Raw genomic sequence first — 12,890 nt, forward strand, 5'->3', positions numbered from 1 at the left:
ATTTTGTGTAAATTTTCGCCAAAAAAGGCAATACCCCTGCGAATCATATGTTGTCGTCCGGCCGCCGATTCCCGATAATAGGCGGCTTTTATTTTTTTAGGCATCGCAATGACCGAATACCTGCTCCTGTTTGTCGGCACCGTACTGGTGAACAACTTCGTTCTGGTGAAGTTTCTTGGCCTGTGCCCGTTCCTCGGCGTTTCCAAGAAGCTGGAAAGCGCCATCGGCATGGGAATGGCCACCACCTTCGTCATGACGCTGGCCTCCGTCAGCGCCTGGGTGATCAACACCTTTATTCTGGTTCCGCTGGATTTGGTGTACCTGCGCACGCTCTCCTTCATTCTGGTGATCGCCGTCGTCGTGCAGTTCACCGAGATGGTAGTGCGCAAAACCAGCCCGGCGCTCTACCGCCTGCTGGGCATCTTCCTGCCGCTGATCACCACCAACTGTGCGGTGCTGGGCGTGGCGCTGCTTAACGTCAACCTCGGCTACAACTTCCTGCAGTCCGCCGTTTACGGCTTTAGCGCCGCCGCCGGTTTCTCGCTGGTGATGGTGCTGTTCGCCGCCATTCGCGAACGTCTGGCGGTGGCCGACGTGCCGGCGCCGTTCCGCGGCTCCTCGATCGCGCTGATCACCGCCGGGCTGATGTCGCTGGCCTTTATGGGCTTTACCGGGCTGGTGAAATTCTAATGACTGCGTTGTGGATAGCTATCGCGGCTCTAAGCGCGCTCGGGCTGCTGTTCGGACTGGTGCTGGGCTACGCCGCGCGCCGTTTTGAGGTGGAAGAGGATCCGGTCGCCGAGCAGGTCGATGCGATCCTGCCGCAGAGCCAGTGCGGCCAGTGCGGCTACCCCGGCTGTCGCCCCTATGCCGAGGCGGTGGCCAACGGCGAGATGATCAACAAATGCGCGCCGGGCGGCGAACAGGTGATGCTGAAACTAGCGGAGCTGCTCAACGTCGAGCCGCAGCCGCTGGGCAGCGAAGCCGCCGCCGAGCCGGAGCGTAAAGTGGCCTATATCGACGAGGCCAACTGCATCGGCTGCACCAAGTGCATTCAGGCCTGCCCGGTGGACGCCATCGTCGGCGCCACCCGCGCCATGCATACCGTCATCACCGACCTCTGTACCGGCTGCGATCTGTGCGTCGCCCCTTGCCCTACCGACTGTATTGAAATGAGACCGGTCGCTACCACCACCGCCAACTGGAAGTGGGACATGAAGACGATCCCGGTGCAAGTGATCCACGTGGAGCAACATGCTTAATCTGTTCGCCGCCTTTAAAAAAGACCGGATCTGGGATTTCGACGGCGGGATCCATCCACCGGAAATGAAAACGCAGTCCAGCGGTGCGCCGCTGCGTGTCGCGCCCCTGCCCAAGACCTTTATCATTCCGCTGCAACAGCATCTGGGGCCGGAAGGCGAGCTGTGCGTCAGCGCCGGCGATCGGGTGTTGAAAGGCCAGCCGCTGACCGTCGGCCGCGGCCGCACCGTGCCGGTGCACGCCCCGACCTCGGGCACCGTCAGCGCCATTACGCCGCACATCACCGCGCACCCGTCCGGGCTGACGGAGCTGTGCGTGATTATCGAGGCAGACGGGGAAGACCGCTGGTGCGAGCGCGATCCGGTGGCGGACTATCGCCAATCGCCCGCCGCGGAACTGATTCAACGTATTCATCAGGCTGGCATCGCCGGCCTGGGCGGCGCAGGTTTTCCGACCGCCAGCAAACTGCAAGGCGGCATGAGCGGCGTGGAAACGCTGATCCTCAACGCCGCCGAGTGTGAGCCTTACATTACCGCCGACGACCGTCTGATGCAGGAACATGCCGATCAGATCATTGAAGGCACGCAGATCCTGCAACACATTCTGCAACCCAAGCTCACGTTGATCGGCATCGAAGACAATAAACCGGAGGCAATCGCGGCGCTGAAACAGGCGTTGCGCGGCCAGCCCGGCATTGCGCTGCGCGTCATCCCGACCAAATACCCGTCCGGCGGCGCCAAGCAGCTGACCAAAATTTTGACCGGCAAGGAAGTGCCGCACGGTAAGCACTCCTCCGCTATCGGCGTATTGATGCAAAACGTCGGCACCGCCTTCGCCATCAAGCGAGCGATCGTCGACGGCGAACCGCTGATTGAGCGCGTAGTGACCCTGACCGGCGAGGCGATCGAGCGCCCCGGCAATCTGTGGGCTCGCATCGGCACGCCGGTGCAGCACCTGCTCGACTTCGTCGGTTTCCGCCCGCAGGCGCAGCAGATGGTGGTCATGGGCGGCCCGCTGATGGGCTTCACCCTGCCCGCGCTGAACGTGCCAATCGTCAAGATCAGCAACTGCATTCTGGCGCCGACGGTGGATGAAATGACGCCGCAGGAACCGGAGCAGTCCTGCATCCGCTGCGGCCTGTGCGTAGACGCTTGCCCTGCCGGGCTGCTGCCACAACAGCTGTATTGGTTCAGCCGCGGGCAGGAGCACGACAAGGCGCGCAACCATAACCTGTTCGACTGCATCGAATGCGGTGCCTGCGCGTTCGTCTGCCCCAGCAATATCCCGCTGGTACAGTACTACCGGCAGGAAAAGGCCGAAATCAAGGCTATCGATCTGGAAGCGGCGCGCACCGCCGAGGCCAAGGCGCGTTACGAGGCCAAGCTGGCGCGTCTGGAGCGTGAAAAACTGGCGCGTGAAGAGCGACATAAAAAGGCCGCCGTCAAACTGACCGACGACGATCAGGGCGCAGTGCAGGCCGCGCTGGCGCGCGTGCGCAGCAAGAATGCCGAAGCGGCGGTTACGCCGGTCAACGGCCAGCAGCCGGATAACAGCGAGGTGATCGCTGCCCGCGAAGCACGTAAAGCGCAGGCGCGCGAACGTCGTGCCCAGCTGGCTGCCGAGGTGGAAACGGAAGCGCCACCGGCGACCGCCGGCGACGACGCGCGTAAAGCCGCCGTGGCCGCGGCGCTGGCCCGCGTGAAAGCGCGCAAAGAGGCGCCGGCGGCAAACAACTCCGCCCCGGCGGCAACAGAGGACGATCCGCGTAAAGCGGCCGTTGCGGCCGCCCTGGCGCGCGTGAAGGCCAAAAAGGCAGAGCAGCAGGCGGATGCCCCTGCTCCGGCGGAAACGACGCCGGCTACCGCCGAAGAAGATCCGCGCAAGGCGGCGGTCGCGGCGGCACTGGCYCGCGTAAAAGCCAAGAAAGCGGCGCARCAGGCGGATGCCCCTGCAYCGRCGGAACCGGCGCCGGCTGCMGCCGAAGAAGATCCGCGCAAGGCGGCGGTCGCGGCGGCTATCGCCCGCGCCAAGGCCAAGAAAGCGGCGCAGCAGGCGGATGCCCCTGCACCGACGGAACCGGCGCCGGCTGCCGCCGAAGAAGATCCGCGCAAGGCGGCGGTCGCSGCGGCTATCGCCCGCGCCAAAGCCAAAAAAGCCGCCAGAGAATCGCTGGCGGCGGAAACGGAAGACAAATAATGATAGCGGCGCCTGGCTGACGCCAGGCGCCATTTAATCGATAGAAATCAGGTAGGTGTAATCCACTTCAATCTGACGCAGTTTGGATTCAGGATTCCACTCTTTGGTTTGAATGATCTCCATTTCCATACTGCCGTGCACTTTATCCTTCAACCCCGGCATCACATGCGACATCAGGTAGCCGAAAAACTGCAAACACTCTTTCGCCGACCCCTTATGGTTGATAGAGATAAACTCGCGGCTCGGCAAATGGAAGGTGTCTATCTGATGGTTGGAAAGAATATCCTTTCTGTGTTCAGGATCGACCGCCATCACCAGCGTTGATGAGAGCTCATCGCCCTCCCCGGCATGAGGGGAGTAAATGCTGTAAATCCGCCGACAGTCGACGTGCAGCCCCTTGAAGAAGTCGTTGAAAATCTCGTCCTTCATCGCCATGCAGGAAGAGTACTCCAGCTCCTGTTCGGAGGCGAAATCCAGCCGGCGCGTGAAGCCGACCAGCTGCATGTCGGGCAGCGTCAGCCGCTTCACTTCCGGGTAATAACCGGCGCCGTAGCTGGCTTCGAAGTTAAAGCGCGGCATCAGGTTTTTCACGTCCCAGTGCTCCATCGAGCGGTAGCGATTGGGGGTAGTGCCGAAGCGCTGCTTGAACATGCGGGTAAAGGTCTGCTGAGAGTCGAAGCCCAGCTCATCGGAGATATCGATGATGGAGCGACGAGTAATGCGCAACGCCACCGCGGCGCGCGTCAGGATGCGCGAACGGATATAGGTGGCGAGTTGAATGCCGGTAATACGCTTGAATTTACGCTGCAGATGCCACTTGGAATAGCCCGAAATACGCGCGACTTCATCCAGGTTTGGCCGTTTCTCCAGATGTATCTCCACCCACTCAATTAGCTCTTCAATAAAAAAAATGTCTTCATTTGTCATTATTATGGATTCACTGACTCAATAATGTTCGCGATAGTAACCTACACGGATTATGTGAAAGTTGTTATTTTGTGCGGAAATCTGGAGAAAAATGATATCTCATTCAGACGTTTACCCCATTTCCCGCGGTCGATGACGGCGCAAGTTCCACTGACAATTCCTCACGTTAGCCCATTTCCCGGCCAAAAAAAAATCAAATCGCGCCACCCCGATCGCCAGATGTGCGGAAAGCCGAATACCCCTATCATTAAGGCGTATTACCCTCGCATCGAATCAGGTAGAATGCTCGGCTATCATTTTTGCCGCGCCCGCAGTATGGCGCATCGAAACTGCCGCAGGCGCGGCGCAGAAGGTATCGTTACTCTATGAAGTTCAGGCCGGTATCACCCACAGCCGCCAAAGGCTTACACATCGCCAGCTCGCCTTTCACCCACAACCAGCAAAGCACCAGCCGCATTATGCTATGGGTCATGTTGGCGTGCATTCCCGGCATTGCGGCGCAGATTTGGTTTTTCGGCTACGGCGTGCTGATTCAGGTGGCGCTGGCGGCGATCGTCGCGCTGGCTGCAGAAGGCGCGATCCTCAGGCTGCGCAAGCTGCCGGTGCGCAGCCGGCTGGCGGATAACTCCGCCCTGCTGACCGCGCTGCTGCTCGGCATCAGCCTGCCGCCGCTGGCGCCGTGGTGGATGATCGTCATCGGCACCTTCTTCGCCATCGTTATCGCCAAACAGCTGTATGGCGGCCTCGGGCAGAACCCGTTCAACCCGGCGATGGTCGGTTACGTAGTGCTGCTCATCTCCTTCCCGGTGCAGATGACCAGCTGGCTGCCGCCGGATGAACTGCGCGCCGCCGCGCTGTCGCTCCACGACACGCTGCTGGCGATTTTCAGCGGCCATACCGCACAGGGCGCGACGCTGCACGAACTGCAAATGGGCGTGGACGGCATCAGCCAGGCCACGCCGCTCGACGGCTTCAAAACCGGCCTGCGCAGCGGCCACAGCGTGGAACAGGTGTTGCAGCAGCCGCTGTTCGGCGGCGCGCTGGCCGGTATCGGCTGGCAGTGGGTCAACCTCGGTTTCCTGGCCGGCGGCCTGTTTATGCTGGCGCGCCGCCTGATCCATTGGCAAATCCCTTTCAGCATGTTGGCCGCCATCGCCTTCTGTTCCGGTCTGGCCTGGTGGATCGATCCGGCGCATCAGGCTTCGCCGCTGATCCACCTGTTCTCCGGCGCCAGCATGCTGGGTGCGTTCTTTATCGCCACCGATCCGGTCAGCGCCTCCACCACGCCGAAGGGCCGCTTAATCTACGGCGCGCTGATCGGCGTGCTGGTCTGGCTGATCCGCGTCTATGGCGGCTACCCTGATGGTGTGGCCTTCGCCGTGCTGCTCGCCAACATCACCGTCCCGTTAATCGACCACTACACGCAGCCGCGCGTGTACGGCCATCGCTAAGGAGCCGCCATGCTGAATTCCATGAGAAAGCACGGCACCACGCTGGCGGTGTTTGCGGCGGTCACCACCGGCCTGACCGCCGTGGTTTACGCCCTGACGAAAACCACCATCGCCCATCAGGCGGCGCTGCAGCAAAAAGCGCTGCTCGATCAGGTGGTACCGCCGGAAAACTACGACAACATCATGCAGAACGAATGCCTGCTGGTCAGCGATCCGGCGCTGGGCGACGGCGCGCCGCACCGCTTGTACCTGGCGCGCAAAAACGGGCAGCCGACGGCTGCCGCGCTGGAAACCACCGCGCCGGACGGCTACTCCGGCGCCATCAAGCTGCTGGTCGGCGCCGATTTCAACGGCACGGTGCTCGGCACCCGGGTGATTGAACACCACGAAACGCCTGGGCTGGGTGACAAAATTGAACTGCGCATTTCCGACTGGATTTCCTTCTTCAGCGGCAAGAAAATCGAAGGCCCGGACGATAAGCGCTGGGCGGTGAAGAAAGACGGCGGCATATTCGACCAGTTCACCGGCGCGACCATCACCCCGCGGGCGGTGGTCAATGCGGTGCGCCGCACGGCGTTGTATATGGAAACGCTGCCGCCTAAACTTGAAAGCTTACCTGCGTGTGGAGCCGCCGAATGAGTGAAGCCAAAGAATTGATCGTTCAGGGGTTGTGGAAAAACAACTCCGCCCTGGTGCAGTTGCTGGGCATGTGTCCGTTGCTGGCGGTGACCTCCACCGTCACCAACGCGCTGGGCCTGGGGCTGGCCACCACGCTGGTGCTGACTCTGACCAACGCCTCCATCTCCGCGGTGCGCCGCTGGGTGCCAAGCGAAGTGCGTATTCCGATCTACGTGATGATCATCGCCGCGGTGGTGAGCATCGTGCAGATGCTGATCAACGCCTATGCCTTCGGCCTGTATCAGTCGCTCGGCATCTTTATTCCATTGATCGTGACCAACTGCATCGTGGTCGGCCGCGCCGAAGCGGTGGCCGCCAAGAAGCCGGTCGGCCTCTCGGCGCTGGACGGCATGGCCATCGGCCTTGGCGCCACCGGCGTGATGGTGACGCTGGGCTCGATGCGCGAACTGTTGGGCAACGGTACGCTGTTCGACGGCGCCGACCAACTGCTGGGCGGCTGGGCCAAGTCGCTGCGCATCGAAGTGGTGCATTTCGACAGCCCATTCCTGCTGGCGATGCTGCCGCCGGGCGCCTTTATCGGCCTGGGGCTGCTGCTGGCGGTCAAGTATCTGATCGACGAAAAAATGAAGGCGCGCAAAGCCCGCGCCGCGGCGGCGGAACCGCTGCTGGAACAAGGACGTGCTGAGAAGGCCTGATGAACAAGCAGAAGCGACTGGAAATTCTGACCCGGCTGCGCGACAACAACCCGCACCCGACCACCGAGCTGGTGTACACCACGCCGTTTGAACTGCTGATTGCCGTGCTGCTGTCTGCGCAGGCCACCGACGTGAGCGTCAACAAAGCGACCGCCAGACTTTACCCGGTCGCCAACACCCCCGCCGCCATGCTGGCGCTGGGGGTTGATGGCGTCAAGGAGTACATCAAGACCATCGGCCTGTTCAACAGCAAGGCCGAAAACGTGATCAAAACCTGCCGTATGCTGCTGGAGTTGCACGGCGGCGAAGTGCCGGAAGATCGCGCCGCGCTGGAAGCGCTGCCGGGCGTCGGCCGCAAGACCGCCAACGTGGTGCTCAATACCGCCTTCGGCTGGGCGACCATCGCCGTGGACACCCACATCTTCCGGGTGTGCAACCGCACCCACTTCGCGCCGGGCAAGAACGTCGATCAGGTGGAAGAGAAGCTGTTGAAGGTGGTGCCCGCCGAATTCAAGGTCGATTGCCACCACTGGCTGATCCTGCACGGGCGCTACACCTGCATCGCGCGCAAACCGCGCTGCGGCTCCTGCATCATCGAAGATCTGTGCGAGTATAAAGAGAAGGTTTATCCGGAATCCTGAGTCTGACGGGTGCGGCAAACCGCCCCCGTCGCCGCCACTCCCCCCGCCAGCGCCTCTTTTTTATCGGAAATGTGATATCGCGCAGCAGTAACCCCGGCGTTATCGCGGTTTTCAGTGAAAAACTCAGTGCCGCGTTATTTTCAAGCGAAAAATTAGTCAAAAATTGCGGTGAACGTCACGCTTTCAGGATCACAAGGCGTTCACAAATGCCAGTCCCGTTTTCCTAAATTTCTATAATTTTACAAAACGCTGCATATGCACAACATTCCAATGGATTAACAACCACACATACACTGATGCGCTAAAAAATAGCAATTCAGCAGAATATATCCCTGCTTAAAATCCGTATAGCTTTTAATCAAAACAAAAAATCGGCAAACCATTAAAACCCGAAAGTTAATACTGCATAACATTTGCAACATCGCAGCATAATCCTGCGAGCGTTAAATGTAACCGAATATGACAAACTGCTTGCCACGTTGACAAAGATAGTGAACATTAACCGCCGTCCCCATCCTATAACAACGCAAAAGGATGCCGTTCCGCATCAACTTTTGTACTTTCCCGTCCTCCAAAGACGGGCTGCGAAAAAACAGAGGTACCAGTGTCAACAGCAAACAACCAACACCCGGAGAGCGTTAGCCTTAACGCGTTCAAACAACCGAAAGCGTTCTACCTGATCTTCTCGATCGAACTGTGGGAGCGTTTCGGCTATTACGGCCTGCAGGGCATCATGGCGGTTTATCTGGTCAAGATGCTCGGCATGAGCGAAGCCGATTCCATCACCCTGTTCTCTTCTTTCAGCGCCCTGGTATACGGCTTCGTCGCCATCGGCGGCTGGCTGGGCGACAAGGTGCTGGGCGCCAAACGCGTGATCGTGCTCGGCGCACTGGTGCTGGCCGCCGGTTACGCCATGGTGGCCTACTCCGGCCACGACATCTTCTGGGTTTACATGGGCATGGCGACCATCGCCGTGGGCAGCGGCCTGTTCAAGGCTAACCCGTCCTCCCTGCTGTCCACCTGCTATGAGAAAGATGACCCGCGCATCGACGGCGCTTTCACCATGTACTACATGTCGGTGAACATCGGTTCCTTCTTCTCCATGCTGGCCACCCCGTGGCTGGCGGCGAAATACGGCTGGAGCGTGGCGTTCTCCCTGAGCGTGGTCGGCATGCTGATCACCCTGGTCAACTTTATGATGTGCCACAAGTGGGTGAAGGAAAACGGCTCCAGACCTGACTTCAAGCCGCTGCATCTGCCGAAGCTGCTGATGGTGCTGGTCGGCATCGTGGCGTTGATCGCCGTGTCCAGCTGGCTGCTGCACAACCAGGTGATCGCGCGCTGGGCGTTGGCCCTCGTTTCCGCCGGTATCGTTCTGGTGTTCGCCAAGGAAACCTTCGCCCTGCACGGCGCCGCACGCCGCAAGATGATCGTCGCCTTCCTGCTGATGCTGGAAGCGGTGGTGTTCTTCGTGCTGTACAGCCAGATGCCAACCTCGCTGAACTTCTTCGCCATCCATAACGTGGAACACAGCATCTTCGGCGTCGCCTTCGAGCCGGAGCAGTATCAGGCGCTGAACCCGTTCTGGATCATGCTCGCCAGCCCAATTCTGGCCGCGCTGTATAACAAAATGGGCGATCGCCTGCCGATGCCGCACAAGTTCGCTTTCGGCATGATCCTCTGCTCCTGCGCCTTCCTGGTGCTGCCATGGGGCGCCAGCTTCGCCAACGAACAGGGCATCGTGTCGGTCAACTGGCTGATCCTGAGCTACGCGCTGCAGAGCATCGGCGAGCTGATGATTTCCGGCCTGGGTCTGGCGATGGTGGCACAACTGGTGCCACAGCGTCTGATGGGCTTCATCATGGGCTCCTGGTTCCTGACTACCGCCGCCGCCGCGCTGATCGCCGGTAAGGTTGCCGGTCTGACCGCCGTGCCAAGCGACATCAACGACGCGCACGCTTCGCTGGCCATCTACAGCCATGTGTTTATGCAGATCGGCATCGTCACCGCCGTCATCGCTATCCTGATGATGCTGACCGCGCCGAAGCTGTACCGCATGACGCTGGACACCACCGAAGACGCCAATCGGCAAGCGCAGGAAGCCACTGCGGCTCGCTGACCGCCGGCGGATTGAGCGTAAATAAAAACACCGGGGTTAACGCCCCGGTGTTTTTTTATGCCGCAAGAAAAAGGCTTACGCTGACTTGGGTTTGCCGCTCAGGTTGGCCCACATGAATTCGCTTACCAGTGCGCTGTGGAACGCCGCCTGGTGCTTGTCGGCGGCGGCGCTGTGCCCGCCTTCGGTATTTTCATAGAAATAGGCCTGCTGATACCCCATCGCCTGCATGCGCGCCGCCATTTTGCGGGCGTGGGCCGGGTTGACCCGATCATCGCTGGTCGCGGTATAGAACAGCACCGGCGGGTAGGCCGTCTGCGCCTGAATGTTGTGGTATGGCGAGAAGGTCTTGATGTAGGTCCACTCCTCCGGCTTGCTCGGATCGCCGTATTCGGCGATCCACGACGCGCCGGCGGAAAGCTGGGTATAGCGCTGCATGTCCAGCAGCGGCACTTCGCAGACGATGCAGCCGAACAGCTGCGGATACAGCGTCAGCATATTGCCCACCAGCAGGCCGCCGTTGCTGCCGCCGCGTGCGCCGAGATGCGGCGCCGAGGTCACCTTGCGTGCGATGAGATCTTCGGCCACGGCGGCGAAATCCTCATAGGCGCGATGGCGGTTCTGCTTGAGCGCCGCCTGATGCCAGGCCGGGCCGTATTCGCCGCCGCCGCGGATGTTGGCCACCACGTACACCCCGCCGCGCTCCAGCCAGGCCGGCGCCTTGCCGCCGAGATAGCCCGGCAACAGCGGCACCTCAAACCCGCCGTAGCCATACAGCAGCGTCGGCGTGCTGCCGTCCAGCTTGAGATCTTTGGCGGCGATCTGGAAATACGGCACGCGGGTGCCGTCCTTGGAGCGCGCGAAATGCTGGCTGACCTGATAGCCGGCGGCGTCAAAGTCCTGCGGCGCCTGTTTCAACAGCGTCGCCTTACCGCCGTCGAGATTGCCCATATACAGCGAGGTCGGCTGCAGGAACCCGCTGACGGTCAGGAAATAGGCGTTGCTCTCTTCGTCGATGCCGCCGGCGGAAAGGGTGCTGATGGCGCCGGGGTTGCCCAGCGGACGACGCTGCCAGCTGCCGCCCTGCGGCGTCAGCACCTCCAGCCGGTTGACCACATTATCCATGATGCTGAGGATCAGGTGATCGCGGGTGCCGCTGTAGCCGCTCAGCGCCTGCTCCGCCGTCGGGGTAAACAGCAGCTGCAGTTCGCGCTTGCCCGCCAGATAGTCATCGAAGTTGGCCGCCAGCAGCGCGCCGGACGGATAACGCTTGCCGCCCACTTCCCAGTCGCTGCTCGGTTTGATCAGCAGCCATTCCCGATGCGTGTCCAGCTCGGCGTCGGACGGGATGTCGATTTTTTTCTGCCGACCATCCTGAGCCAGCAAGAAATAGTCACGGCGATAGAAGTCCAGGCTGCGGCCGACGAAATCGCGCTCAAAGCCCGGCGTGCGGTCGTGATAGGCGAAGACCGCCATGTCTTCGGGCTGCGCTTCATACAGCGTTTCGGCGGCGCTCAGCGGCGTACCGCGCCGCCAGCGTTTGGCGATGCGCGCGTAGCCGGACTGGGTCATCGAGCCGGGGCCGAAATCGGTGGCGATGAACAGCGTGTCCCGATCGACCCAGGAAACCCGGCTTTTCGCCACCGGCACGTTGAAACCGTCTTTGACGAAACGTTTGGCAACCAGATCGAATTCGCGGATTTCGGTGGCGTCACCGCCGTCCGGCGACAGCTGCATCAGGCAATAACGGTATTCCGGCGCCAGCGGTTGCGAGCCCTGATAAACCCAATCCTTGCCCTCCGCTTTGCCCAACGCATCGATATCCAGCACCGTCTCCCAAGCCGGTTTGGCCTTGCGGTACTCGTCCAGCGTGGTGCGCCGCAGCAGGCCACGCGGGTTGGCCTGATCCTGCCAGAAGTTGTAATAGTACTCGCCGCGTTTGCTCACCCACGGGATCTGGGTGTCTTTATTGAGGATATCCAGGACTTCGCGCTCAATGCGCTGAAAGTCTTCGCCCTGACCGAAACGTGCCACGGTGCGTTGATTTTCCTGCTGCACCCAGTGCAGCGCTTTTTTACCCTGCAGCTCTTCCAGCCACAGGAATTCATCGCCGGCGGCCGCGCCGCCCTCCGCCGCCATCGCCAGGCGGATACTGTTAGGTAATGAAGTCATCGCGAATACGGCTCCTGCGGTTTGCGCACTGAGTTTAATGAACTGACGTCGATTGGTGACCGGCAAAATCAAGCTCCTTTTGAGTCGGCTGCAACGCCGCCCCGTCATGGGCGACAGCCTGTGAAATAAGAGTCATTTTCAACAAGGTAGGCGTTTGGCGGCGCGGAGTCAAAGCCCATGGCCGCCGCGTTGAATCAGGATTGAGGATAGTGGATCAGATCGTGGATGCGCACCGTTTGCGAACCGGCATTGCGGTAAGCGTGCGGCCGATCGGCCTGAAAGCGCATCGCCTCGCCGGCCGCCAGGCTGTGCCAAGCGCCGTCTATCGCCAATTCTAATCGGCCGCTGATCACGATCACATGCTCGATCACGCCCGGCTCATGCGGCGACGATTCGCTGAGCGCACCCGGCGCGAGATCGATGACGAACATATCGAAACCCAGCTGGCGATCGTAGGGAAACAGCGGCACCACGCGCATGTCGGCGTTGTCCTGATCGTATACCGGCAGATCGCCATAGCGGTGCAACGTCGCCTGCTGCTGGGCGGGTGAGGCCTCAAGAAAGGCGGAAAACGCCACGTTGAAACCGGTGGCGATCTTCCACAGCGTCGCCACCGTCGGGCTGGACTCGCCGCGTTCAATCTGCCCGAGCATCGCCTTGCTGACGCCGGTGTATTCCGCCGCCTGCGTCAGGCTCCAGCCGCGCTGTGCGCGCAGCGTGCGAAGGGTGTGCGCCAAATGGCCGGCCAGTTCCTGCATCCTGTTCTCCTCTGCGTATCGTGCCCGATTATACC

The 12,890-nt window shown here is 60.9% G+C and carries 11 protein-coding genes; 8 read left to right on the forward strand and 3 right to left on the reverse strand.

The genetic code is table 11. The annotated features are described in order from the left end of the window. The first annotated feature begins 108 nt into the window (after positions 1-108). From rsxA to rsxC, 3 genes are read left to right on the forward strand one after another with little or no spacing between them, the layout of a single operon-like run. A complete protein-coding gene (gene rsxA / locus ACOWVD_RS05285; protein ID WP_004938443.1) occupies positions 109-690 on the forward strand; it encodes an electron transport complex subunit RsxA in 582 nt (193 codons plus the stop codon). Further along, positions 690-1,262 (forward strand): electron transport complex subunit RsxB, encoded by a 573-nt coding sequence (gene rsxB, locus ACOWVD_RS05290; RefSeq protein ID WP_004938428.1) that lies wholly within the window; start codon positions 690-692, stop codon positions 1,260-1,262. Before rsxA ends, rsxB begins: the two co-directional genes overlap by 1 nt. Then, the gene (gene rsxC / locus ACOWVD_RS05295; RefSeq protein WP_421117821.1) at positions 1,255-3,456 is read left to right on the forward strand and encodes an electron transport complex subunit RsxC; all 2,202 of its coding nucleotides are present in this window, start codon (positions 1,255-1,257) and stop codon (positions 3,454-3,456) included. The genes rsxB and rsxC overlap by 8 nt, the downstream gene beginning before the upstream one ends. A 33-nt stretch (positions 3,457-3,489) precedes the next feature. On the opposite strand, the gene ACOWVD_RS05300 is transcribed toward rsxC, so the two are convergent. After that, entirely contained in the window at positions 3,490-4,383 is an 894-nt protein-coding gene (locus ACOWVD_RS05300; protein WP_049240172.1) for a helix-turn-helix domain-containing protein, read from the reverse strand. A 365-nt stretch (positions 4,384-4,748) separates the two neighbouring features. Here ACOWVD_RS05300 and rsxD point away from each other — a divergent pair, with 365 nt between their 5' ends. The 5 genes from rsxD to dtpA all read left to right on the forward strand — a co-directional run bounded on the left by rsxD (position 4,749) and on the right by dtpA (position 9,928). Beyond that, positions 4,749-5,834 (forward strand): electron transport complex subunit RsxD, encoded by a 1,086-nt coding sequence (rsxD, locus tag ACOWVD_RS05305; RefSeq protein ID WP_048323269.1) that lies wholly within the window; start codon positions 4,749-4,751, stop codon positions 5,832-5,834. A 9-nt stretch (positions 5,835-5,843) separates the two neighbouring features. Continuing rightward, a complete protein-coding gene (gene rsxG, locus ACOWVD_RS05310; RefSeq protein ID WP_421105492.1) occupies positions 5,844-6,473 on the forward strand; it encodes an electron transport complex subunit RsxG in 630 nt (209 codons plus the stop codon). Next, positions 6,470-7,168, forward strand: a complete 699-nt coding sequence (locus ACOWVD_RS05315; protein WP_049240173.1) for an electron transport complex subunit E — start codon at positions 6,470-6,472, stop codon at positions 7,166-7,168. Before rsxG ends, ACOWVD_RS05315 begins: the two co-directional genes overlap by 4 nt. Then, the gene (gene nth / locus ACOWVD_RS05320) at positions 7,168-7,809 is read left to right on the forward strand and encodes an endonuclease III (RefSeq protein ID WP_004938407.1); all 642 of its coding nucleotides are present in this window, start codon (positions 7,168-7,170) and stop codon (positions 7,807-7,809) included. Before ACOWVD_RS05315 ends, nth begins: the two co-directional genes overlap by 1 nt. Before the next feature lie 604 nt (positions 7,810-8,413). Next, positions 8,414-9,928 carry a dipeptide/tripeptide permease DtpA gene (gene dtpA / locus ACOWVD_RS05325; RefSeq protein ID WP_021505447.1) on the forward strand — a complete coding sequence of 505 codons (1,515 nt, stop codon included), beginning with the start codon at positions 8,414-8,416 and terminating at the stop codon, positions 9,926-9,928. 75 nt (positions 9,929-10,003) lie between these two features. Here the strand turns inward: dtpA and ACOWVD_RS05330 are convergent, their stop codons facing one another. Together ACOWVD_RS05330 and ACOWVD_RS05335 are read right to left on the reverse strand one after the other, a co-directional pair. Continuing rightward, positions 10,004-12,097 (reverse strand): prolyl oligopeptidase family serine peptidase, encoded by a 2,094-nt coding sequence (locus ACOWVD_RS05330; protein ID WP_164095041.1) that lies wholly within the window; start codon positions 12,095-12,097, stop codon positions 10,004-10,006. A 194-nt stretch (positions 12,098-12,291) separates the two neighbouring features. Next, complete coding sequence (locus tag ACOWVD_RS05335) at positions 12,292-12,855, reverse strand: helix-turn-helix domain-containing protein (RefSeq protein ID WP_015377747.1); 564 nt, start codon at positions 12,853-12,855, stop codon at positions 12,292-12,294. Positions 12,856-12,890: the final 35 nt, after the last annotated feature.

The sequence above is a fragment of the Serratia sp. SA088 genome (assembly GCF_049065515.1).
GTDB lineage: Bacteria > Pseudomonadota > Gammaproteobacteria > Enterobacterales > Enterobacteriaceae > Serratia > Serratia nematodiphila.

Excerpts from the sequence above, each read along its gene's own strand:
- rsxB (WP_004938428.1), top strand. The coding sequence starts at position 690 with ATGACTGCGTTGTGGATAGCTATCGCGGCTCTAAGCGCGCTCGGGCTG.
- ACOWVD_RS05315 (WP_049240173.1), top strand. The coding sequence starts at position 6,470 with ATGAGTGAAGCCAAAGAATTGATCGTTCAGGGGTTGTGGAAAAACAAC.
- ACOWVD_RS05330 (WP_164095041.1), bottom strand. The coding sequence starts at position 12,097 with ATGACTTCATTACCTAACAGTATCCGCCTGGCGATGGCGGCGGAGGGC.
- nth (WP_004938407.1), top strand. The coding sequence starts at position 7,168 with ATGAACAAGCAGAAGCGACTGGAAATTCTGACCCGGCTGCGCGACAAC.
- ACOWVD_RS05335 (WP_015377747.1), bottom strand. The coding sequence starts at position 12,855 with ATGCAGGAACTGGCCGGCCATTTGGCGCACACCCTTCGCACGCTGCGC.
- rsxD (WP_048323269.1), top strand. The coding sequence starts at position 4,749 with ATGAAGTTCAGGCCGGTATCACCCACAGCCGCCAAAGGCTTACACATC.
- rsxG (WP_421105492.1), top strand. The coding sequence starts at position 5,844 with ATGCTGAATTCCATGAGAAAGCACGGCACCACGCTGGCGGTGTTTGCG.
- rsxA (WP_004938443.1), top strand. The coding sequence starts at position 109 with ATGACCGAATACCTGCTCCTGTTTGTCGGCACCGTACTGGTGAACAAC.
- ACOWVD_RS05300 (WP_049240172.1), bottom strand. The coding sequence starts at position 4,383 with ATGACAAATGAAGACATTTTTTTTATTGAAGAGCTAATTGAGTGGGTG.